This window comes from Bradyrhizobium sp. th-b2 (genome assembly GCF_000426785.1).
Taxonomy (GTDB): Bacteria; Pseudomonadota; Alphaproteobacteria; order Rhizobiales; family Xanthobacteraceae; genus Bradyrhizobium; species Bradyrhizobium septentrionale.
Genome location: NZ_AUGA01000014.1, coordinates 1 through 23939, shown reverse-complemented (window position 1 = coordinate 23939; position 23939 = coordinate 1). Strand labels below are relative to the sequence as shown.

Here is a 23939-nt window from a genome sequence, read left to right as displayed (position 1 = left end):
TCATTCGATCGAGGGCGTTATGCAAAAGTCATTTTCCGTGATCATTGCCGCAGCCGCTTCAATGGTCGTTCTGTCGTCGACGGCGGCGCGATCCGGCGACTATCCGTTTGGCGATCCGCCGTACCGGCTGGATTACGTGCAGGACCCTCAGATCGAATCGGGCTGCTGGAAATGGAATTGGCAGCTGTACCAGTGGCAGGATCGCTGCCCGGTCTACATCTATCCCAAGGCTTACATGTTCTCGCGATCGTCGCGCGCCGTGCTTCGCACCAAGGGGTGAGGATCAGCCTCGTTGCGCCGTGAGCTCCGCGTCACGCCATCAGGTGCCACGCGGAGCGCGTGCACTTATGAGTGCGCGATGGTGCAGGCCACCTGGTGGTGCTTGCCGAAGTTGAGCAGCGCGTTTTCCCGGAAGCCGTCCAGCCAGATGCCGCGACCGGCATAGCGATAACCGACCCCCATCGGCACGTGCCGCACATGGACGCCGCCACGGCCGGTGAGCAAGGAGGCCGTGACCACTTCACCCTCGACCGACACGGCGCGCGGGCACAGCGGATATTGATGGCCGTTCTCGCAGGTGAAGACGATCTCCGTGCAGCTGCCGACCGGTGCCTTCGTGATCAGGCCGAGGTCCGCGGCAGCCGCAGGCCCCGAATTGCCCGATAGCGCTGCACTCAAAGCCAAGATGCCTGCGACCGCGTAGCAAAACCGAATACGCATCAGTGCCCCCTCGTCCAGCGATAGGCTAAGTAAATTGAGAAGAATATCTGACGCCAAATGAGCAAAAAAACCCTCAGAGGTCAAACCGGTCCCGCGCTCGTCCAGCCCGTTCTTCGCTCGTCCGTGCGCTTTGCGGCCTGGTGTTGCGCCCGGAACGATGAGGGCAGGCTTGGCGCCGCGGGAGCGAGGCGTCAGGTGTTGCAGGCTTGCTGCAGTGAGTCTGAATTCGGCGAGGGAGCCATCGGACAGCGTTAACGTGCTTTTACTGGCCACAATTGGCTGCAAGTGATGTGACGTATTGAGCCGTGTTCCGGGGACTGCGTCGACGCGCTGACCGGACCGCATCACGAATGCATTCGGACGAACTTCGGGGGTGGGAATGAACTTCCGTGGTGGCATTGCACGTTCGCTCCTCATCGCAATGATCGTCTCGGTGCCGTCCCTGATGGCGCATGCACAGACGCCGTCGCCTCCACCGGCGAACGGCAGGGCAGCGGCGGCGCAGCCCGGCGAGGGCGATCAATCCTTTTCCGGCCCGAGCTTCCGCAGGGGCCTGTGGCGCTTCGTGCGGACGCTCGATGTCGCCAAGACCGCCAACAAGAACTTCAAGTATCGGGTGGTCAACGCGGAAACCACGCGCTGTGTCGACCCGACCCACGCCATGAAGGCGACCTTTGCGTCAGGACCGGTCGGAAGCTGCGTTTCGGACAAGCCGGAGAAGGTCGGCAATCAATACACCTTCGGGCACCGCTGCGATTACATGGGCACGGTCAGCACCGTCATTACCGTGCGTAGCGACGAGGCCTATACCGAGCTGAACGAGGTCAGCACCGGCGAGCACCCCAGGACCGACATGGTGGTCGCGACGAGGATTGGCGATTGCGACGATGCTAGCGCGGCCAAATCTGAGGCCAAGTCTGATAAGTCTGCCGCGGCGGCTTTGCAGCACTAGCTAGCAATCAGACGGCGGGTAGCGGCTGACGAGACGTCCATTTGTCCACAACCGCGTAGACGCGGCGATTCTTTTCGAGCCGAAGTTGCCTCGGCCTGAAAGCAACCCGGCATTCACCGTGTTTGGTGCAAGAGCGCGGGAGAGCTTTGAGCAAAGGCTAAGGATTTACGGGGTCTTAACACGAAATGCTCCTGGATGATGTGAGGTTGGGCGTGCTTCAAGTGAAGTCACGCGATCCGCATCGTGCGGCCGACAGGGACTCAACAAATGACATCGCGTGAGGGCTTCGGGCCGTCGAAGGTCTTCGCATGCACGCTTGGCGTCGTGACCGCGCTTTCCGTGTTCGTGCTTGCCTCCCCGAGCGCCGTGGCGGAGGAGGGATTCAGCGGGCCGACCTTCCGAAAAGGGATGTGGCGCTTCGTGCGGACGCTGGAGATCGCCACGTCCTCGAACGTCCGGCAAAAGCTGCTCGAGCGCGAGATGACGCGCTGTGTCGATCCAACCCAGGCGATGAAGGCGACCTTCTCATCTCCGTCGGTTGGAAATTGCCACTCGTCGCGGCCGGAGAAGATCAACAACAAATACGTCTTCTCCAACCGATGCGACTATCTGGGGCCGGTCAGCACCGTCATCACGGTTCTCAGCGACGAGGCCTATACCGAGGTCAACAAGACCAACGTTGGTCAGGCGCCGCGGACCGACCGGGTGGTTGCCCGCCGGATCAGCGATTGCCACGAGGACCGGGCGTCGCTTGGCCGGCCGGCCGCCGAGCCGGGCGAGCTGCCGCTGCAGCAGGATGGAGCCGAGGGCGAGCCGCTCTAAGGCGGTCAGCGCGAGCCGGGCATCAGATCGCCCGCTGCACCATCAGATCTTCTGTTGCCCGCCTGGCGCACTGACCTTGACGGTGATCTTCTGAATTTCGGTTCGGCCGCCCTGATACTTGACCTCGATGGTCAGGGCGTCATCGCCGAGGAATTCCGGCGGCGCCTTGTAGAAGGCGACATAGGCGGGCACCTCGAGCGCGAGGCAGGCCTTGTAGTTGGTGGCTTTCGCCTTCGCCGACTTCACCACGACTTTTCCGGCAGCCGGCGGAGTGACCAGGCGGATGGTCGGCAGCGGCCCCGACGTGCAATCAGGCAGCACGTTGAGATAGAGGCCAATCTGGGTGTCGCGGTTGGCCAGGGCCCGAACCTGGCGTTCGACCGTGGTCTCCTGCGGGAACGGTTGTGCGGGGGCTTGCGCGGCCGCCGCGCCGAAACAGCCCCAAATCAAGACAGCGGCACAAGCCTGAAGAAGAATCACCCGCATCGACCGCTCCAAATCGCCGGCAAGGACGAACAGGGCCGGGCAAATACTGCCTTTCGGCCAAGTCAAACCGGCTAAGCCGTTGTTCTTGCAGCTCCGGCATGTCGGATCTTTACCACACTCCAACGGAAAGCATTGATTAACCAAATACATTTCTTGACCGGGGGGAGGGTTAACAATAGCCTAAAACTCAATTTTTCTACAATTTTTCTACTAATCGCATTTTTGCGGGGTTGATAATGCAGGGTTCGTTTCAGGTCGCTCAGGCTACGGGCACCGGCAATTCCACCAATTCGGCTCCCATCCGTATTTACAAGCTGACGAAGCCACTGACCGATCAGGCGGTCGTCATCAATCTTGGATACGACCAGAAGGCGAAGGTCGATTTCACGTCGATCGCCAACGAAAAGATCACGCTGATCCATGTCGGCGAAAAGCTGATCATCCTGTTCGACAACCAGTCGACGGTCACGGTCGAGCCGTTCTTCGACTCCCGTGCCGATGGACAGGGCAACATCACGATCGAGACGGCACCCGGTCGCGACATCTCGGTCCAGGAATTTACGAGTCTGTTTCCGATCAGCACGGACACCTCCGTGTTGCCGGCCGCCGACAATGGCGGCAACTCGAACGGCAACGCGCAGGCGAGCGGTGCGGACTTCAGGCCGTTCGCGGTTGATCCGCTGGCTCCCCCGCCTCTCAATGTATTGGCGCCGCAGGAAGAGTTGCCGCTTTCGGCGCCCGGCGGGCAGCCGACGGGCACGCAGCCGCCCAGCTTCCAGCCCCTGGCCAACGAACCCACTACGCCTTCCACCATTTCGCCTCCCACCATTTCCGGCGGCTCCGTGCCGTCGCTGACCGTCGATGAGAGCTTCCTGACCGCGGCGACCAATCATGGCGTTGCCGGTTCGGGATTGGGCCCCGCAGGGGCAACGGTCGCAACTGTGCAGGTGTCGTTTGACGTCACGACGCCCGGCGGCCAGCAGTCGCTGACCTATGCGCTGTCGGTCACGTCGCCGAACGAGGATTCCGGTCTGATCGATACCGCGACCGGTCAGCACGTCCTGCTGACGGTGAACGCGGCCGGCGTCGTGGAAGGGCGCACGGCGGTCGGTGGCGATCTTGTCCTCACGGTCTCGGTTGACGCCACAGGTCATGTGACGCTGACCGATCTGCGCGCGGTTCACGAGGGAACACCGGGCGACTTCAATGAAGGGATTACGCTGGCGTCGGGCCTGATCGCGCTGACCGCCACCGTGACTGACAACAACAACCAGACGGCAAGCGCGAGCGTCGATATCGGTTCGCATCTGACGATCCTGGACGATGGTCCGGTCAATCCGACGGTGGTTGTGTCTGGCGTCGAGCCGGTGCTGCTGACGTTCGATGGCGGCCTGGCCGGCGGCAACTTCACCGGCACCCAGGACTCGCACGACACCAACGCGTCTCCGACCGTTGCTTCGGTGAGCTTTGCCGGCGCGTTCACGTTCGGCCATCTGAACGAGGCCGGTGCCGACAGCGGCGCAACGACGATCACCTATGCGCTGCAGTTCCATGCCGGGTTCAGCGAAGGCGGCGCTTCCGGCCTGACGTCCGGCGGCCTGGCGATCCATCTGTACGAGAACGGCGGCATCATCACCGGCTCGACGGCGCTCACGGAAGGCGGAATCACGGCGGCCAACACGGTGTTCACGCTGAGCGTGGACGCTGCGGGCGATGTGACGCTGACGCAGACGCATGCGATCGACCATACGCAGACGGACACCTACAGCGGCTCCTACATCAACGACATCAAGCAGCTGGCCGCGAACCTGATCGATCTGAAGGCAAGTGCAGTCACTACCGACGGCGACGGCGATTCGTCCCCCACAGTCACGGCGCTGCTTGATCTGGGTGGCAATATCCAATTCGGCGACGACGGTCCGCGAGCCCCGACGGTGACGGTGACGCCGACGGACTCGGAGTCGATGTCATCGGGAGAACTGCTGACGTTCGACGGCGGCCTGGCCGGCGGCAACTTCACCGGCTTCCAGGACTGGCACGACACTAACCCGTCGGCGACGATCGCGACGGAGGACTTCTCCGGTGTGTTCACCGTCAGCAATACCAATCTGTACGGCGCCGACGGTGCCGGCGCGACCATCGTCAACTACACGCTGGGCTTCCACACCGGCTTTGCCGACGGCAGCGCCAGCGGGCTGACGCATGCCGGCAGCACGATCTTCCTGTACGATGTCGGCGGTGTGATCACGGGCTCGACCTCGGCGACAGCAGGCGGCATCAACGCCGGCAACACGGTGTTCACGCTGAGCGTCGGTCTGACCACCGGCATCGTGACGCTGACGCAGCTCGAGTCGATCGACCACTCGCAGACCGACACCTACAACGGCTCGTATATTTATGACGTCAAGCAGCTGGCTGCGAACCTGATCGACCTGACGGCGAGTGCGTTTACGACCGACAGCGACGGCGACAGGACGGTCCCGGTCTCGGCTTCGATTGACATCGGCCACCAGATCCAGTTCGGCGACGACGGCCCGCAGACCCCGACGGTGACGCTGGCCGCGTTCACCGCACCGGTGCTGCTGACGTTCGACGGCGGCCTTGCCGACGGCAACTTCACCGGCACCCAGGACTCGCACGACGCCAATCCGTCGGCGACGGTCGCGACGGAGGACTTCTCCGGCGCCTTCACGATCGGCAATACCAATCTGTACGGCGCCGACGGTGCCGGTGCGACCACGATCAACTACACGCTGGGCTTCCACTCCGGCGTTGCCGACGGCGTCGACAGCGGGCTGACCCATGCTGGCACCGCGATCTTCCTGTACGATGTCGGCGGTGTGATCACCGGCTCGACGTCGGCGACGGCGGGCGGCATCAACGCCGGCAATACGGTGTTCACGCTGAGCGTCGGTCTGACCACCGGCGTCGTGACCCTGACGCAGCTCGAGTCGATCGATCATTCGCAGACCGATACCTACAACGGCTCGTACATCAACGATGTGAAGCAGCTGGCGGCGAACCTCGTCGACCTCACGGCGAGCGGATTCACCACAGACAGCGAGGGCGACAAGTCTGTCACGGCTTCCGCCACGATCGACGTCGGCCACCAGATCCAGTTCGGCGATGACGGTCCGCAGACCCCGACGGTCACGCTTGCCGCGTTCACCGCACCGGCGCTGCTGACGTTCGACGGCGGCCTGGCCGGCGGCAACTTCACCGGTACCCAGGACTCGCACGACACCAACCCGTCAAAGACGATCGCGACGGAGAACTTCTCTGGCGCGTTCACCATCAGCAATACCAACCTGTACGGTGCCGATGGCGCCGGTGCGACCACGATCAACTACGCGCTCGGCCTGCACGCCGGCGTTGCCAACGGCAGCGCCAGCGGTCTGACCCATGCCGGCAGCACGATCTTCCTGTACGATGTCGGCGGTGTGATCACCGGCTCGACGTCGGCGACGCAGGGGGGCATCAACGCCGGCAACACGGTGTTCACGCTGAGCGTCGGTCTGACCACCGGCATCGTGACGCTGACGCAACTCGAGTCGATCGATCATTCGCAGACCGACACCTACAGCGGCTCGTACATCAACGATGTGAAGCAGCTGGCGGCGAACCTGATCGACCTGAAGGCGAGTGCGGTCACGACGGATCATGAAGGCGACAAGACGGTCACGGCTTCGGCCTCGATCGACGTCGGCCACCAGATCCAGTTCGGTGATGACGGCCCGAAAGCGCCGACGGTGACGCTCTCGGGGTGTCCGGAGCCAGTGCTGCTGACGTTCGACGGCGGCCTGGCCGGCGGCAACTTCACCGGCACCCAGGACTCGCACGACACCAACCCGTCAAAGACGATCGCAACGGAGGACTTCTCCGGCGCGTTCACGATCGGCAATACCAATCTGTACGGTGCCGACGGCGCCGGCGCGACCACGATCAGCTACACTCTGGGGCTGCACAGCGGCGTGGCCAATGGCAGCGCCAGCGGGCTTACCCATGCCGGCAGCACGATCTTCCTGTACGATGTCGGCGGTGTGATCACCGGCTCGACCTCGGCGACGGCAGGCGGCATCAACGCGGGCAACACGGTGTTCACGCTGAGCGTCGGTCTGACCACCGGCATCGTGACGCTGACGCAACTCGAATCGATTGATCATTCGCAGACCAACACCTACAGCGGCTCCTACATCAATGATGTGAAGCAACTGGCGGCGAACCTGATCGACCTGAAGGCGAGTGCGGTCACGACGGATCATGAAGGCGACAAGACGGTCACGGCGTCAGCCTCGATCGACGTCGGCCACCAGATCCAGTTTGGTGATGACGGCCCGAAGGCGCCGACGGTGACGCTCTCGGGGTGTCCGGAGCCAGTGCTGCTGACGTTCGACGGCGGTTTGGCCGGCGGCAACTTCACCGGTACCCAGGACTCGCACGACACCAACCCGTCAAAGACGATCGCGACGGAGAACTTCTCTGGCGCGTTCACCATCAGCAATACCAACCTGTACGGTGCCGATGGCGCCGGTGCGACCACGATCAACTACGCGCTTGGTTTGCACGCCGGCGTGGCCAATGGCAGCGCCAGCGGGCTGACCCATGCCGGCAGCACGATCTTCCTCTATCTCGACAGCGTGACCGGTGTGGTGACCGGCTCGACCTCGGCGACGGTCGGCGGCATCAACGCGGGCAACACGGTGTTCACGCTGAGTGTCGGTCTGACCACCGGCATCGTGACCCTGACGCAACTCGAGTCGATCGACCACTCGCAGACCAACACTTACAGCGGCTCGTACATCAACGATGTGAAGCAGCTGGCGGCGAACCTGATCGACCTGAAGGCGAGTGCGTTCACGACGGACCATGAAGGCGACAAGACGGTCACGGCGTCGGCCTCGATCGACGTCGGCCACCAGATCCAGTTCGGCGACGACGGCCCGCAGACCCCGACGGTGACGCTGGCCGCGTTCACCGCGCCGGTGCTGCTGACGTTCGACGGCGGGCTGGCCGGCGGCAACTTCACCGGCACCCAGGACTCGCACGACACCAACCCGTCAAAGACGATCGCAACGGAGAACTTCTCCGGCGCGTTCACCATCAGCAATACCAATCTGTACGGTGCCGATGGCGCCGGTGCGACCACGATCAACTATGCGCTCGGCCTGCACGCCGGCGTGGCCAATGGCAGCGCCAGCGGGCTGACCCATGCCGGCAGCACCATTTTTCTCTATTTCGACAGCGTGTCCGGCGTGGTGACCGGCTCGACTTCGGCAACGGTCGGCGGCATCAACGCCGGCAATACGGTATTCACGCTGAGCGTCGGTCTGACGACCGGTATCGTGACGCTGACGCAGTTTGAGACGATCGATCACTCGCAAATCGACACCTATAGCGGCTCGTACATCAACGATGTGAAGCAGCTGGCGGCGAACCTGATCGATCTGACGGCGAGTGCGTTCACGACCGATCATGAAGGCGACAAGACGGTCACGGCCTCGGCCAAGATCGACATCGGCCACCAGATCGAGTTCGGCGACGACGGCCCGAAGGCGCCGACGGTAGCGGTGAGCGCAGCGACAGTCGGTGTCGACGAAACGCCCGGCGTTCAGACCACCGGCGGTGCAAGCGACGTCCTTGGCTCGACCGCGATCACGTTCAACGGTGCGGCGAGCACGGTTGCCGGACTGTTTACGACCGTCGCGAGCAAGGGCAATGACACTGATGTGCCGGCGGCTTCGCTGGACAACGGTGCACTCAGTTTTGCCTCCACGGGTGTCAGCAGCATCCTGACGGTGGCCGGAGGCAGCTACGGCGCCGACGGCGCCGGAACGACGACCTACGGGCTGTCCGTGCTCAATGCCGCGTCTGGGCTGACCTTGACGGACGGCACCGCCATCACGCTGTCGCTCGATGGCAGTGGCCGGATTATCGGCACGGTCGGCACCGACATCGCCAACCCGAGCCTGACCGGCATGGTGGCGTTTGCCATCGCCATCGACCCGGCAACCGGTCGGCTCTATGTGGCGGAGTACCTCTCGCTCCACCAGAACGACGCCACCAACCCCAACGACATCGTTTCGCTGGCGGCTGGAAAGGTGGGTGCGACTGTCACGGTGACCGACTCGGATGGTGATCATGCGGTAGCCACCGCCGACATCAGCACGCACATCAGCTTCCTCGATGATGGCCCGAGTTTCGGCACGATCGAGCACGGGGTCGTCGCGGACTACGCGGGACTGTCCGTCGTCGGCATCCTGCCCGTGACCTCCGGCGCCGACGGTTTCGGTGCATATACCTTCACCTTGGCCGGGGACACGGCGCCGGCGGGCCTGACGTTCAATGGCCAGGCCGTGCACTACTCCATCGACGCATCGGGACAGAATTTGACGGCCTATATCGGTGCGGCTCCATCGGCAGCGAATGACATCTTCACGCTGAATCTGGATGCCTCGACCGATCACTACATATTCACGTTGCTGCAGCCGTTCACGCAGACGACGGTCCAGAATGTCGGCGGCTCAACCTCCTTTGGCTCAGGACCCTCGCAAGAGCAGATTCTTTCATCGAGCACCGATCAGTTGGCGGTTATCTCGGGCACGGCCTCCGGCGGCACTCAAGGCAGCGTGAACGGATCGACCAACGGTTGGGGGGTCGGCAACAACAATTTCGATCCCCACGAAAAGCTGCTGTTCGATTTCACGACCGGTGCAAGCGCCAGCCCCTCCGCAAACGCGGGGTTCCATCCTCCGGCGCACGAAACGGTCGCGAACTATACGTTCTCGAACTACAAGGGTGGTGACGACATTCACTACGTCGTCTCCTATTGGGATGGGGTGCACACCGCTTCGATCACAACGGTATCCGGTGATTTTGATCCTTCCACGCACAGCTCGGTCGCCACCGAGTGGTCGACGCCCTCGGCGCCGGCCGGCATGCAGCTCTACACTGTCCAGTTCACCGACGTGACGGGCAGCGGCAAGGTCGACCTGGTTGGCGTCGGAGTTGAGTCGACCACGAACGTCTCCCAGGATCTGAGCTTCAACGTGTCGACGATTGATGGCGACGGCGACACGGCGTCGAGCACCATCAATATCAACATCAATGGCAGCACGACCATCCTCGGAACGGCCGGCAATGATGTCATTGTCGCCGGAACAACCAGTGAAACGCTCACTGGCAATGGTGGGAACGACAAGTTTGTTATCAATTTCAGCGCCCACGACATCATCAGTGATTTCAACAGCGGTGACCTGATCCTTCTCGACGTGGCCGGCCTGAGCCTGCCGACGGGCGCTTCAAACGCCCTTGCGGCCAATCAGTTCACGTCATCGGCAGCCACCGGCGGGACCGAGAACAACGCGAGCGCCTGGAACGAGAGCGGAAGCACGAACAAGTTCTTCTTCAACAATACGACGCATGAGCTCTGGTATTCGGCCAATGGCACGGGCACCGACAAGGTGGATCTTGCTCACGTGAGCACCGGCGTCCCGGCGGCCGCGAACGTTCATATTTTCTAGGCCGGGCTTGCAGCAAAAGCGAAAATCCGCGGAGATCACTCCGCGGATTTTTTCTTTGGGTTTCCTCTTGGGATTTTTTCTTGATTGAACCCGCCTTACTGGCGGGCCATCACATCAGCACGGGCAGGAAGCCTGTGAGGGGGCTCGCCGCATCAAGCGGCTCCACCCCGGTCCACTCGGCGTCCGCCGGATTGGCGGCCGCCGGCGCCGCGTCGGCCTCGCCATCGAGCGGAAGATGCTTGGCGTAGGGCGCCGCGAACAGCTGCACGCCGCGGTCGTTGATCGCAAACATCGGCGTGAAGTTGCCGAGCTCGCCGTCGTCGATCAACTCGGAGCGGCGGCTGTCGAGGATCAGCCAATGGCCATCCAGGCGCGCCGCCAGAACGGCATGATCCTGGCGGATGGCGCGATCGCGGCCCAGCACCAGGCGCAGATCCTCGCGCGGGAAGCCGGCTTCGCTGAGCGCAATCAATTTTGCGATCGCGTAGTCCTCGCAATCGCCCTTGCCGGTCGCAAAGGTGGCGAGCGGAGCGGTCCAGCGGTCGGCCTCGCCGTGCTGGGCGAAGTCGCTGACATAGCGGATCGTCTGGTTGACGGCGTGGTTGGCCTCATCCAGCCGGTCGCGGCCGGACTTGGACTTGACCGCGCCGATCAGGCGGAGGAATTGCGCTGCATGCGACGGGCAGCCGGCGGCGTTCTCGCGGCAATGCTCGAGGGTGGTCCGCTCCCTGGCGAGATCGGATTCGAGGCCGCGCCATTTGCGCCAGAGACTGTTCTCCGGTGCGCGGAAGGTGAACAGGCCGAAGGGTTCGGTGCCTTCGGGCGGAAGCGGCTTCGCCGCCGGCATGGCGTCGGTCGCGGTATCCAGCGGGGTGAGCGAAGCGGTGCGGATCGCGTTCGGACCACGGCCGCGCTGCCGGTCGAGCTTGGCCAGAACGTCGCTGATGGTGAAGAAGGTGGCGGGCGGTCGGTTTGATGCTGCGTCCGAAGCCGGCGCGAGCTCGCCGGCGCCGTTGCCCAGCGTGAGCTCGTCCGCAGCAAACGCTGATGGCGCCGCGCAAAGACCTATCGACAGTGCAGCCACGGCGATGACCGCCGACGCGGCAGACTTCAGCGACTTCATATGACGTCCCCAATATCGGGGACCGTCAACGTCTGTGCGTCGATCTGCGTCCCCGCTGTTATCGGGACGCAGACTGGCGCGCTGGCCGCTTAAGCGGGGTTAAGTGGAGGGGGCCGGTGCCGGGAATGTCGGAAAGGCGGTCAATCCGGGGTTTGCCCGTTCGTTCGAAATTGAACGAACGGAGGTCACGATCGGTTAACCACCCGGGGCCGCAAGGCCGATCAGCGTTCGCGCAGGGCCTCGTCACGCAGCAGGCGCGCGGGCTTCACGATGTAGTCCAGCACCGACTTCTCGCCGGTCAGCACCTCGACCGTGGCCACCATTCCCGGAATGATCGGATGCGGATTCTGCTCGGTGCCGAGATGGTTTTTGTCGGTGCGCACCATGACCCGATAGAAGGTCTCCGGACGTTCGGTCTTTTCCGCCTTGTCGTCGACGATGGTGTCGGCGCTGATGCGTTCAACCTTGCCCTTCAGCGATCCGTAGACCGAGGAATCGTAGGCGCTGATCTTCACGACCGCGTCCTGGTTGGGGCGAATGAACGCGATGTCCTGGGGACGAATCCGCCCCTCGACCAGGAGCGTGTCGTCCAGCGGCACGATATCCATCAGATTGGCGCCCGGCTGCACGACGGCACCGACCGTGCTGACGTTCAGTTTGTTGACGATGCCGTGGACCGGCGCCTTCAGGTCGGTGCGGCGCACCCGGTCCTGGGCGGACTTGATGTTCTCGTCGAGCACGGCGAGATCGCCGCGCGATTTGGCCAGATCCTCGTCGGCCTGCGAGCGGAAGGACGCGGTGATGTTCGCGATCTTCGATTGCGCCTCGGCAAGCTGTCCCTTCATCTCGGTGGCCTGCCGGTCCAGCCGCAGCATCTCGATCTCGGGCACGACCTTCTGCTCATAGAGTTTGCGCGTCAGGCTCTGCTCGCGTTCCAGGAGCTTGAGGGAGCCGGAGAGGCGGGTGACTTGCTGATTGAGGACATCGATGTCCTGCGCGACCTTCTGGGCCCGCATCTTGAACACGCTAGCCTCGGTCGCAACGGCGGCCGGAGCCACCGAGTCGACTTGATCCGGAAAGGTGATCTCGCTTCGCCCGCGCGCCTCGGTTTCGAGCCGAGCCACCCGCGCCGCCATCGCCGCGCGGCGCTCGCGGATTTCGCCGAACTCGGAAGCGAACTTCGTGTCGTCGATGCGCATCAGGGACTGGCCCTGCTGAACGATGTCGCCTTCCCGCACCAGGATATCACCGACGATGCCACCTTCGAGCGACTGAACCACCTGCATCTGCCGCGACGGCACGACGCGCCCGCTGCCGCGCTTGACCTCGTCGAGCACGGCAAAGTGCGCCCAGGTCAGGAACGTCGCAAGCAGCGCGCAGGACGTCCACAGCAGCATGCGGGAGGTGCGGGGCGTGCGCAACAACGCCGCGGATCGGATATCATTTGCAAATGCAAAATCGGAAGACGCCATAATATTTGCTCGTTATGCAGATTTCGGCTGGATCGTATTCTCCGGCGACGGAGCCGCCGACGCGGGCCTTCCCTGCAGCAGGGCGAGCACCTTGTCGCGGGGGCCGTCGGCAACCAAATGGCCATTGTCAAACAGCAGCAGCCGATCGACCATGTTCAGCAATGACAAACGATGGGTCGAGATGATGATGGTCATGCGATCGTCCTGGAGTCCCTTGAGCCGTTCAAGGAATTCCTGTTCGCTGCGGATGTCGAAATGCGCGGTCGGCTCGTCGAGGAAGAGCACGCGGGGCTTGCGGATCAGGACGCGCGCGAGCCCGATGGCCTGCTTCTGGCCGCCTGACAGGCTGCGGCCACCTTCCGAGATCGGCATGTCATAGCCCATCGGATGGCCGGCGATGAAGCTCTCGACGCCGGAGAGCCGCGCGGCAAGCAGGACTTCCTCGTCGGTCGCTTCCGGCTTGCCGAGGGCGATGTTGTCGCGCAGCTTGCCGAAGAACAGGTCGGTATCCTGCATCGCGAAGCCGATTCCGGCGCGCAGGTCCGAAGGATCGTATTGCCGGGAGTCGACGCCGTCGACCAGGATACGGCCTTCCTTCGGCTCGTAAAATCCGAGCAGCAATCTGCCGACCGTGGTCTTGCCCGATCCCACCCGGCCGATGATGCCGATCCGTTCGCCGCCCTCGATCTTGAAGCTGATCTTTTCGAGCGCGTTGCCCGGCGCGTTGGGGTAGGCGAACGACACGTTCTCGAAGGCGACCTTGCCGTCTTCGATCCGTCTCGCGACATAGGATCGGGTCGGCGAACGTTCCCGCTCGATCGACATGATGCGGTCGATCGCCTTGAGGGCCGATATCGTCTGGGTTCCCTTGGTGATCACGGAGGCGATCCCGGCGATCGGCGCCAGGACGCGGGCGGCGAGCATGTTCGCGGCGACCAGCGCGCCGACGCTGAGCTTGCCCTCGAGGATCAGGAAGATGCCGACGATGACGAGCAGCAGGCTGGTGATCTGCTGGGCGGCGCTCGCACTCGTCAGCGACAGCGACGACCAGAAGTGAACGTCCTCACCGGATCGGGCGGTCGCTGCGACCGAACGCTCCCACAGGGTCTGCATGCGTGCCTCGGCGCCGGTCGCGCGGACGGTTTCGAGACCCGACAGCGACTCGACGAGCACGCCGTGACGAGCGGCGGATTCGGCCTGCAGGCGCTTCATGGCGCGATCGAGCGGGCGTTGCAGCAGGAAGCCGATCAGCATGACGAGCGGGAGCATGAGCAGCGGGATCCACGCCAACGGCCCGGCAATGAGGAACAGCACCCCGACAAAGAGCACGGCAAACAGCAGGTCGGTCGCGGAAACCACGCTTCCGGACGTAAAGAATTCGCGCACCGAGTCAAAGTCCCGGAGCTGATTGGCGAGGATGCCGACGGAGGTCGGCCGTTGCGCCATCTTCACCGCCATCACATGCTCGAAGATGTTGGCGGCCAGCACGACGTCGATGGTCTTGCCGGTCACGTCAATCATGCGACTGCGGACCATGCGGAAGATGAAATCGAACAGGATACCGAGCCCCATGCCGATCGACAGCGCGATCAGGGAGGGGATCGCGCCGTTGGGGATGACGCGGTCATAGACGCTCATCGTGAACAGCGGCGTCGCCAGCGCGAGGATGTTGGTCAAAAAGGCGGCGATCGCGATGTGGCCGTAACTGGGCCAATGCGTCTTGACCACCGACCAGAACCAGTGGCTCCTCGGGATGTCTCCGGCGGCGACGGTGCGCGCATCGGCGTGCGCAGCACTTCTCACCATGAACGCGTAGCCGGTGTAGTCGGCGGCGAGCGAGGCGAGTTCGACGGCGCGCGGGCCGTTCGGCGTCTCAGGATCGACGATCTTGATGGTCTTGTTCGCCGTGTCCACGCCCAAAAGGATGAGCGCCGTGCCGTTCTTCATGATGAGGACAGCCGGCAGCACAAGCGCAGGAATATCCGAAATGTCGCGCTTGACGGCCTCGGTCTCCAGGCCCGCGCGTCTGGCCGCACGGTCGTAGAGCGAGACGGACAGGCGTCCGTCCGTGATCGGCAGTCCGCCGAGCAGAGCTTCGCGGCTCACCGCGCGGCCGTGATAGGCCGCAAGATAGGTCAACGACGCGCTGAGGGGATCGTCGCCCAATGCACTCGGCCGACTTGTCGCGGTAGGCTTTGAAGTTGATTCATCCGGCGAGGGGCGGCCGGCGTCAGCCGCCGGGCTGGGAGTTCGCAATAACAATTCGAAACCTCGACAACCAAAATGGAAATGCAGAAATCGCATTCAAAGATCGCGTGCAGGCTACAACAAACGGCGAACGAAATCAGCGAAACTTGCTTTAAGTATTAATACGGAATCGGAAGGGCCCCGTTTGGGGCCCGTCCGGCAGTCCTGATTTCGATTGGCGGGCTTCTATCGAGCGGAGCTCGGGAAGGCCGACAGCAGCCAATGGGGCTTGGTCGAGGCATAGGAACTCGCGTTCGCCGAGACGGTCGGATCCGCGTAAATGACGTTCGGGCCGTCGCTTGCGCTCTTCTGCTGCTGCATCCATTCCGAGGAACCGGGCACGGCCGCGGTCGTCGTCGAGCCGGTCCAGCGGTCGGCAAAGCCGACATCCTTACCGACCTCCTTGGGCTGGGCCGCCGCATAGGTCTTGCCGGGACGGGCTATGGGGGCCGGGACGCCGACATGCAGCGGTTCGGAGCCCGTTTGCGGCACGTTCACGCGTAGGGTGGGGAACGAGTAGCGGGGCAGGCCAATCGAAAGCATGTCCGTGGGAGCAGCGTCGACCGGCGGGGGAGCTTTCAGATACTCGATCAGGGTCCCCATTGCCGCCAGCAGCTGATAGTCGGCGAACACGACGACGCTGCGGGCGGAGGTGAGCGAGACCGATGCGTTGAAGAACTGGTTCTGGGCGTTCAGGAGGTCGATCAGCGAGCGCTGGCCGAGCTCGTATTCCTTCTGGAAGGCCGCGATGGTCTTGCGGTCCGCTTCCAGCTGGCGCGTCAGCGCCGCGATGCGCGTGGCCGTAATCGTACGGGCATTCCACGCCTTGTCGATCGATTCATACGCATCGCGCTGCAAGCGCGCGTGGCGCATGGTGGCTTCGGTAAACCGCTCGGCCTTCTCCGACCTGTTCCAGGCATCCTGGCCGCCGCGGAAGATGTCCCACGACATCACCACCTTGCCACTGTAGTCCTCATGCGTAATGGCGGGAGTCCCGGTGGCCGCCACGTAGGGGTACGAGTTGTCGTAGTGGGTTGCCCGTCCCTCGAGATAAAACTTCGGGCCGAACGTTCCGTCGGTGGCCTTGAACGCATGCTTGGCGGCGTCGGCGTCGGACTGTGCCGCCGCAATCGTCGAATTGAACCGCAGGGTGGTCGCCAGCGCCTCGTCGCGGCTGTTCGGCAATCCCGCGAGAGGGGCGGGGAAGCGAACATTGGTCGGCTCGAGGCCAACCGTCTTGCGGTACTTCGCCCTGGCGTCTTCGAGGCTGCGCTGGAATTCGGCGAGTGCCGCACGGGCGGCTTCGACGCGCTCCCGCGCTTGCTCCAGGTCGCCTTCGCCGGCGCGGCCGCCCGAGAAGCGGGAATTCACGTTTGCAAAGATCTTCTCGTGGTTGGCGACGTTTTGCTGGGCAAGGCTGACCAACCGGATGTAGCGCACCACGTCCATGTAACCTTCGGCGGCGTCGAGGGCCAGCAGCTCGGTTCTTTCCTTGACGCGAGAGGCCGCCGCATTCACGCGCGCGGTCTGGCGCCAGACGTCATAGATCGACGAGAAGCCGTCCCAGAGCAGCTGGCGAACGACCACCGATTCCTGGCTGCCATTGCGCCACGGTCCTGCACCCACAACCGGTGCCGACTGAATGTTCGGGCTGATGAAGTTCGGCGATTGGTCGAACTTTTCCGGACCGTAGCTGGCGTCAATGCGCACCTGCGGCAGCAGCGTGCTCTGGGTTTGCCTCAGTTCGCTTTCGGTCGCCCGCCGGTTCGCCGAAGCCTCGCCAACGCCCGGGTTAGTCTGCATCGCCTGGCGCAATGCATCGTTAATGGAGAAAACCTCGGCACATGCTGGCGTTGCCGCCAGGCAAAGGCACGCGATGACCGTGTATGCCGACCGCATCAATTCCGCCCCCAACTTACAAAAATATTGCGTAGAATCCGCGAAGCGTAACGTACGGCGGTTCCGTAACCTATGACATTTCAGCCACACAATGGCCCTAACTAAGGCGGGTCTTCGGCTGTGGGCGGACCACAATCCGAGATTTTGGTTAAAATTCAACCGTTTGGCTGTGTCGCGGAGTTGCCGAGCAGCAACACCGGATATCCGGAACAGAAAGGTCAGTTAAGTTTGTCTTACGGGCCGCCGGACGGCCCGCAGCTGCTGTTCGCGACAGACCGCCAGATAGGTTGCAACGAATGCGGAGCGTTGGAATCAAAGGCCGTCAAGCGGCTCGTTTACCCGGGTCGCGAGGATCGACGGAACTGTCCCTTCCGGGCCGCAAAGACATCTGCTGTTAGCTCGGTTCTCTTGCCTTTCATCGCCACCGACGTTCCTCCCGTGACCGAGCGGGTCTGGTCATCGATCCGGTCTCGGTAGACGACGTCGGGAGGGGCCGCGACTTCACTCCGGCGCAATCGGATGCGGCGGACGCTCGATCGATGCCCTGAGGCCCTCGAGTTCGACGAAGACATCAGCTTGCCTGCGAAGCTCATCGGCGATCATGGGAGGCTTCGTTCGAATGCTGGAAACGACCGTGACACGCACGCCCATCCGCCTGACAGCTTCGACAACGGCTCGCAAATCACCATCACCGGAGAACAGGAATGCGTGGTCGATGCGGTGCGCAATTTCCATTGCGTCGACCGCAAGATCGATGCCGATGCTGCGCTTCATCCGTCGCCGTCCCTCGCCGTCGTCGTGCTGCTTGGCTGCCTTTCTTCGGACCGAATAGCCGTTGTAGTCGAGCCAATCCACCAGCGGCCGAAGGCTGCTGAACTCGTCATCGTCTCGCACGACGGTGTAGAAATATGCACGGACGAGCTGCCCATGCTTGCTGAATTCCGCAAGCAGTCGCCTGAAATCAATCTCGAAACCGAGGTGCTTGACGGTGGTGTGAAGATTTGCGCCGTCGATGAAAAGTGCAATGCGATCGGTCATCTCAAATCCCCATGACGCCCGGAGCAGCTGCTGCTTCTTTTGGTTCTGGAAATGCTTCGGGTGCGGGCGCCCTGATTTAAATGACCGATCCTAGAGCAATGACTCGGTCGGGAAAAAGCTGAAATTTTCAACATGGCGGGTGTCATGTTGATCGTGCGCTTATTGATAAGATCGCAATCGACGCGACACGGCCGGCCGCAGCGATAAATGAAACGGTCGTCGTTGAAAGCACCCCAACGTTCGCACCCGCGCCTGGACGAAGGCGCTCGGGCAGCGACGAAGAATTGTCAGCTATGGCGCTTCGTTTGTGGCGCTTCGTTGGCATCGGCCGCAATAACTGCGCGCGCAATTCCAATTCCAATCTTGATCCTGATATCCGTGGACTATAATTAAAAATGAGTGCTTACGTCATCGGGCGAGCGCCGCCGTTGACGCCAGCCAATGGTGCAGCGCACCGCGGACCAGCCCGTGTGCACAAGGTGACGATTGCGTCAGATACAAGATTACATCTAAAATTGACCACGTGTAGCGGCGTCGTTTCGCGCCGGCGCGATATTTCGAGATACCACCTTTTTGCAGACACAAGTTTTCTCGCCTCTCGGGGAGAGGACGGTTTTACGTTGCCCAATTGCACTAACAGTTTGTTTTGCTGGCGGTATGGCGGCGGCGTGTCTGCGCCGCCTCGATAAGTCGTTTCGTCCTCACAGCAGCAGCGAGCACCGACGGAGCGGCATGGCTCGACAGGCGCGGAGAGACTTGGCCAAAGCGCGTGAGATGCCTCGTCGTCCTTTCGCTCTGCATCCTGTTGTCCTGTTGCGAGGCCGCGCGCCAGGCCAATCGCGCAGGCGGAGGCGAGGGCGTCCTGCGTGATCAAGGCGACGGAGCTCGCACGGCCGTTGCTTCCGTTCCCCGAATTGCTCGATCGGGAGAACGCCCTGCGCAAGGCGTTGGCAGGGCAGGTTCCGGCAAAGACAATGTCGCTGTTCGAGCGAAACGTGCAGATCGAGAAGCTTCATTCGCAACTCCTCGAGGAAGAGCGCAGCAGGAAATCGGCAGCGCCGGCCGACGCGGGCAAGCCGCCGCTATCGTACTGGCCCATGCCGGCCGGACGCTGGGTGAGGTCCGTTATTCCACAGCGCGGCACCGGTCCCGCTTGGAAGCCCGAGCGCTGCTCTCTGGCCGTTTTTCACCGATGGATGCTTCGACAGAATGACCGTAGTTTCACGGGCGCGCGGTACGACCACCGCTTGTCGGGGCTTCCCCGTAAAGCCACGGATACCGCGTGTGATGCAAAGGAACCCCTTGTCGGATCGACATTAATGTTAACGGAGGGGATCTCGTGCGGCCCTAGACGGCCGCGCAAATTTGCGGCAAATTGCATCTAGATTAGGTTTGGGATGCTTGCTCGCATTTTTTGCGGACACAGGGTGCAAGCCTTTCCCACGACGAAAACAGTTTAAAGACAAAAGAATTTTTAATGCGTGCGGAGTTCAGAGCCGCACCGAAGCGGGCAGGGTAGTGCGTTCGAGGTCTTTCACAGCAAGGCGGACGAGCAAATAACATAAAAAAGCTTGGCAATTGCTTGTCGGTCGAAACGCTCGCAGATTTTTTTAAGCGAGCGTTTGGGTAGTTTGATGAATTGATTTTCGGCTGCAATCACACCTGCTCTGCGTCGGCAGAGTTTTTAGGAGTGTGTGTATTGCGTCGCGCTTATTTCAGTAGGAAGGCCGATACAGCGTCTTCGGCGTCAGCCCATCGTTCGATCGGGCCCTTGCTTACCATCGCAAAAAATCAGGATGCGTCGATTGAGCCGGTCGCGCTGATCGACGCGCCGAAAATCGCCGAACGCGATCCGTTTCAAACGCTGTCGTTGCCTACAGCATTCCATCCAGACCGTCATTTTCAGAACCAGCCGATTGCAGGAGCAGAAGCATGACCACTCGTTCCGAAGTTGCTTCAACCCGTACCAACAATTCGGGTGCCAACGCACGGTTGCGGCTCAATTATTTCCGGTGTGAGGCGTTCATGGGTGTAAGCCACAAGCGCGAGATCGCCTTCATCGACCGCGGCATTGATGACCTCGAAACGCTACTTGCCGGCATCCGGCCGGATGTTGAGGTAATCCTGCTCTCTCATGATGAACCGGCTGTCCGCCAGATGGCGCGGGCGGTCGAAGGCAGGAGCGAACTGGAAGCAATCCACGTCATCGCCCACGGGCAGCCTGGAGCGATAGCTTTTTCGGCTGGGCTGCTCTCGCTTGACACCATGGATCGTGTCGCGCGTGATCTGGCGCATCTGGGCAGCGCGATCACACAAGGCGGCGAACTACGGTTGTGGAGTTGCGCAGTCGCGCAGGGTGAGTACGGCGCGGCGTTCATCGACGCGATCGCGGCCGCAACCGGCGCCAAGGTGGTGGCTTCGGTCGAACGCGTCGGTGCCGCTGCAAGCGGCGGCAGTTGGGCCCTTTCGTCGCTCGACAACTCAACTCTAGCAAAGCCGCCGATCACGGCCGCCGGGCAGGAGGCCTATGCGGGCGTGCTGGACACCAACAACACCACGATCTCCGGCAACAACAGCACCAACACGCTGACTGTGACCGGAAGCAACGACAGGGTCAGCGATGGGAACGGGACCAACTCGGTCACGGTCACCGGAAACAACAACACCGTCTCTGACGGCAACGGCATTAACACCGTCACGGTCTCGGGCAACAACAACACCGTCAGCGACGGCAACGGCTCCAACACCATCATCGTCAGCGGCAGCAACGCGACGATCAGCGATGGCAATGGCGGCAACCTGATCTATGCGGCCAACACCACCGGCACCAACAGCATCAGCGACGGCAACGGCAGCAACGTCATTGTTGGTGGCAGTGGGACCGATACCATCAATGCGGGCAACGGCAGCAACATCATCTATGGTGGCGCCGGAAACGACACCATCAATGTCGGCAACGGCAGCGACGTCATCATGGCGGGGGCCGGGAGCGACACGGTCACCTCTGGCAACGGCAACGACCTGTTTATTTATGCGCTTTCGGACCATTACACGGTCACGGGCAGCGGCGCGACCGCGACGCTGCATAGCATCGCCAACGACGTTGACACCTACGTCGCCGGCGGCGGCACCGATACGCTTCGCGTCGTCGTAACTGTCGATGAATACGCGGTTATACAGTCCCAGCTTACCGCCTATGCCACCTGGCTCTCCACGCACAAGGGGAGCAGTGCGAGCTATTCGTTCAACTTCGCTGCCACAGGCGGCCTATCCGTCAACGGCTTTGAGGCGCTTCAGGTTCAGGTCGTCAACACCGGCACAGTCAACCTGGCGCTGAATGCGACTTCGAGCAGCGGGTCGCTCAACAGCCTCAATCTCTTCAGCAACACGGTCGGCACGAGTTCGACCAACTTCACCGACACGTTCAAAATCGTCGGCCTCGCTGCCGGTAACAGCGGCTCGGGCGGGACGACGGTGGACCCGTCGCTCACTGTCGCGCAGTACCTCGACGGCACTGCGACCCTGCCGACCTCTTATACCGTGACCGGCGCGGACGGAACGCTGACCGTCAATGCCAATGGCACTTACAGCTACACGGTGACGTCTCACGTCTCTCTCACTGACACGTTCACCCTGACGACGCTCGACCAGAACGGCTTCGTTACCACGACGACACTGACCTTTGGGGTGCCCAACCACGCGCCGGTCCTTTCCGGCGTTACCGCAACCGATCCGACCACGGTTGCCGAACTCACCGACGCATCCGCCCAGAACCTTGCGCCCATTCACGGCACGTTGACGGTGACCGATCTGGATGCCGGCAACACGTTGACCGCATCCGTGGTTGGCTCGCCGTCCGTCACGGTAAGCGGCGGTGGCACGGCACCCGCAGCGGTCGTGACCGCCTTGACCTCTGGCGCGCTGTCGCTCGGATCGGTGGTCGCCGACGGCGGTACCAAGACCATCGCCTGGACCTATGACGCCGCAACGGCCAACCTCGATTTCCTGAAAGCGGGCCAGACCCTCACGGTGGACTACACCGTCAAGGTCAATGACGGCTTCGCCGACAGCGGCACGCAGCACATTATTATCACAATCACCGGCACCAACGACCAGACGGTGCTGACCTCCGTGAACAGCGCCTCGGTGTCGACGACGGTTGCAGAATCGGCCGGGAATTCCTCAGCGCAGGATATCGCCGCGATCGCCGGCAGTTTGGCCTTCAGCGACAAGGACGTCGGCGACAGCCTGACGGCGTCGGCGGGCTCGCCCACGATCGCGCTCAATGGCGGAGCGTTGCCGGCAGGAGTTGATGCGACCACGCTCAAGGCGGCGCTCGATCACCTGAGTTTCGGCAGTGGTGTGACCTCGAACGGCGGCGGCAGCCAGAACATCTCCTGGACCTGGGATCCGACCGCGGCCAACCTCGACTTCCTCAAGGCGGGTGACCAACTCACTGTCACCTATGCGGTCAAGGTCGGGGACTCCACGACCCAGAACCTGACCTTCACCATTACCGGCACCAACGACCAGACGACGCTGACGTCAGTGAACAGCACGGCGGTGTCGACGACAATTGCGGAATCGGCCGGTGATTCCTCGGCGCAGGACGTCGCCCCGATCGCCGGCAGCCTGGCGTTCAGCGACAAGGACATCGGCGACAGCCTGACGGCGTCGGCCGTCAGCCCGACCGTGCTGATCAATGGCAATGCGCTGACCACTGAGCTGAGTGCCTCGGTTGCGACCGCGCTGACCACGGCGCTCAACCATCTGAGCTTCGGTGCCGGCGTGACCTCAAATGGAGGCGGAACCCAAAATATCTCCTGGAACTGGGATCCGACCGCGGCCAACCTCGACTTCCTCAAGGCCGGCGACCAGCTCACGGTGACGTATGCGGTCAAGGTAGGGGACTCCGGGCCCCAGAACCTGACCTTCACCATCACCGGCACCAATGACCAGACGATGCTGACGTCAGTGAACAGCACGGCGGTGTCGACGACGGTTGCAGAATCGGCGGGGAATTCCTCGGCGCAGGATATCGCCCCGATCACCGGCAGCCTGGCGTTCAGCGACAAGGATATCGGCGACAGCCTGACGGCGTCCGCCGTCAGCCCGACCGTGCTGATCAATGGCAATGCACTGAGCAGCGAGCTCAGTGCCTCTGCGGCAAGCGCGCTGACGGCGGCACTCGACCACCTGAGCTTCGGCGCGGGCCTGACGTCGAACGGCGGCTCTCAGAACATATCCTGGACCTGGGATCCGACCGCCGCAAACCTCGACTTCCTGAAGGCTGGCGACCAGCTCACTGTCACCTATGCGGTCAAGGTCGGGGATTCCGCCACGCAGGACCTGGTCTTGACCATTACCGGCACCAACGACGTGGCGACGGTGAGCTCGGACTCGAAATCTGTGACCGAAGGGGACACGGCGGCGGCGCTGAACACCAGCGGCCAGCTGACGATCACCGACCCGGACACGGGTGAAGCGCATGTGGTGGCGCAGACCGCGGCGCACGGGACCTATGGCGACTTCTCGATCGACGCCAACGGCGCCTGGACCTACACCGGCAACGGGGCGCACGACGAGCTGACCGCCGGTCAGGTGGTGAGCGACACCTTCACGGTGACGAGCCAGGACGGCACGGCGAGCGGGACGGTGAC

General features: G+C 62.6%; 14 protein-coding genes. 7 read left to right on the top strand and 7 right to left on the bottom strand.

What is annotated here, in order from left to right:
- Positions 1 to 19: 19 nt before the first annotated feature.
- Positions 20 to 280, top strand: coding sequence for a hypothetical protein (locus K359_RS0117940; protein WP_029080587.1), 261 nt, complete (start codon positions 20 to 22; stop codon positions 278 to 280).
- Between the two features lie 65 nt (positions 281 to 345).
- Here the strand turns inward: K359_RS0117940 and K359_RS64440 are convergent, their stop codons facing one another.
- The gene (locus K359_RS64440) at positions 346 to 1119 is read right to left on the bottom strand and encodes a hypothetical protein (protein ID WP_245284650.1); all 774 of its coding nucleotides are present in this window, start codon (positions 1117 to 1119) and stop codon (positions 346 to 348) included.
- Here K359_RS64440 and K359_RS52280 point away from each other — a divergent pair.
- Both K359_RS52280 and K359_RS0117925 read left to right on the top strand, forming a co-directional pair.
- Positions 1100 to 1672 carry a DUF3617 family protein gene (locus K359_RS52280; RefSeq protein WP_051346184.1) on the top strand — a complete coding sequence of 191 codons (573 nt, stop codon included), beginning with the start codon at positions 1100 to 1102 and terminating at the stop codon, positions 1670 to 1672. The genes K359_RS64440 and K359_RS52280 overlap by 20 nt on opposite strands.
- Before the next feature lie 267 nt (positions 1673 to 1939).
- On the top strand, positions 1940 to 2494 hold the full coding sequence (locus K359_RS0117925; protein ID WP_029080585.1) for a DUF3617 family protein: 555 nt from the start codon (positions 1940 to 1942) through the stop codon (positions 2492 to 2494).
- A 42-nt stretch (positions 2495 to 2536) separates the two neighbouring features.
- Here K359_RS0117925 and K359_RS64435 read toward each other — a convergent pair whose 3' ends face one another.
- The gene (locus tag K359_RS64435) at positions 2537 to 2980 is read right to left on the bottom strand and encodes a hypothetical protein (protein WP_245284649.1); all 444 of its coding nucleotides are present in this window, start codon (positions 2978 to 2980) and stop codon (positions 2537 to 2539) included.
- 236 nt (positions 2981 to 3216) lie between these two features.
- Here K359_RS64435 and K359_RS0117915 point away from each other — a divergent pair, with 236 nt between their 5' ends.
- Positions 3217 to 10500: a DUF5801 repeats-in-toxin domain-containing protein gene (locus K359_RS0117915; RefSeq protein ID WP_029080584.1), complete on the top strand. Its 7284-nt coding sequence runs from the start codon at positions 3217 to 3219 to the stop codon at positions 10498 to 10500.
- Positions 10501 to 10609: 109 nt separating this feature from the next.
- On the opposite strand, the gene K359_RS0117910 is transcribed toward K359_RS0117915, so the two are convergent.
- The 5 genes from K359_RS0117910 to K359_RS0117890 form a co-directional block, all read right to left on the bottom strand.
- Positions 10610 to 11623, bottom strand: coding sequence for a transglutaminase-like cysteine peptidase (locus K359_RS0117910; protein WP_029080583.1), 1014 nt, complete (start codon positions 11621 to 11623; stop codon positions 10610 to 10612).
- Positions 11624 to 11844: 221 nt separating this feature from the next.
- A complete protein-coding gene (locus K359_RS0117905; RefSeq protein ID WP_029080582.1) occupies positions 11845 to 13095 on the bottom strand; it encodes an HlyD family type I secretion periplasmic adaptor subunit in 1251 nt (416 codons plus the stop codon).
- Between the two features lie 12 nt (positions 13096 to 13107).
- Positions 13108 to 15234 (bottom strand): type I secretion system permease/ATPase, encoded by a 2127-nt coding sequence (locus K359_RS0117900; RefSeq protein ID WP_051346200.1) that lies wholly within the window; start codon positions 15232 to 15234, stop codon positions 13108 to 13110.
- A 294-nt stretch (positions 15235 to 15528) separates the two neighbouring features.
- Positions 15529 to 17241, bottom strand: a complete 1713-nt coding sequence (locus K359_RS0117895; protein ID WP_035976734.1) for a TolC family outer membrane protein — start codon at positions 17239 to 17241, stop codon at positions 15529 to 15531.
- Between the two features lie 501 nt (positions 17242 to 17742).
- Entirely contained in the window at positions 17743 to 18279 is a 537-nt protein-coding gene (locus K359_RS0117890; RefSeq protein WP_029080579.1) for an NYN domain-containing protein, read from the bottom strand.
- Between the two features lie 866 nt (positions 18280 to 19145).
- Here K359_RS0117890 and K359_RS0117885 point away from each other — a divergent pair.
- From K359_RS0117885 to K359_RS0117875, 3 genes are all read left to right on the top strand, one after another.
- A complete protein-coding gene (locus tag K359_RS0117885) occupies positions 19146 to 19664 on the top strand; it encodes a hypothetical protein (RefSeq protein ID WP_029080578.1) in 519 nt (172 codons plus the stop codon).
- Between the two features lie 386 nt (positions 19665 to 20050).
- A complete protein-coding gene (locus tag K359_RS61310; RefSeq protein WP_156928547.1) occupies positions 20051 to 20215 on the top strand; it encodes a hypothetical protein in 165 nt (54 codons plus the stop codon).
- On the top strand, positions 20212 to 23939 hold a 3728-nt coding region (locus tag K359_RS0117875), incomplete at its 3' end, for a VCBS domain-containing protein (RefSeq protein WP_156928546.1). The genes K359_RS61310 and K359_RS0117875, both read left to right, overlap by 4 nt.

Excerpts from the sequence above, each read along its gene's own strand:
- K359_RS0117915 (WP_029080584.1), top strand. The coding sequence starts at position 3,217 with ATGCAGGGTTCGTTTCAGGTCGCTCAGGCTACGGGCACCGGCAATTCC.
- K359_RS52280 (WP_051346184.1), top strand. The coding sequence starts at position 1,100 with ATGAACTTCCGTGGTGGCATTGCACGTTCGCTCCTCATCGCAATGATC.
- K359_RS64440 (WP_245284650.1), bottom strand. The coding sequence starts at position 1,119 with ATGCCACCACGGAAGTTCATTCCCACCCCCGAAGTTCGTCCGAATGCA.
- K359_RS0117940 (WP_029080587.1), top strand. The coding sequence starts at position 20 with ATGCAAAAGTCATTTTCCGTGATCATTGCCGCAGCCGCTTCAATGGTC.
- K359_RS0117895 (WP_035976734.1), bottom strand. The coding sequence starts at position 17,241 with ATGCGGTCGGCATACACGGTCATCGCGTGCCTTTGCCTGGCGGCAACG.
- K359_RS0117905 (WP_029080582.1), bottom strand. The coding sequence starts at position 13,095 with ATGGCGTCTTCCGATTTTGCATTTGCAAATGATATCCGATCCGCGGCG.
- K359_RS0117925 (WP_029080585.1), top strand. The coding sequence starts at position 1,940 with ATGACATCGCGTGAGGGCTTCGGGCCGTCGAAGGTCTTCGCATGCACG.
- K359_RS0117890 (WP_029080579.1), bottom strand. The coding sequence starts at position 18,279 with ATGACCGATCGCATTGCACTTTTCATCGACGGCGCAAATCTTCACACC.
- K359_RS0117910 (WP_029080583.1), bottom strand. The coding sequence starts at position 11,623 with ATGAAGTCGCTGAAGTCTGCCGCGTCGGCGGTCATCGCCGTGGCTGCA.
- K359_RS64435 (WP_245284649.1), bottom strand. The coding sequence starts at position 2,980 with ATGCGGGTGATTCTTCTTCAGGCTTGTGCCGCTGTCTTGATTTGGGGC.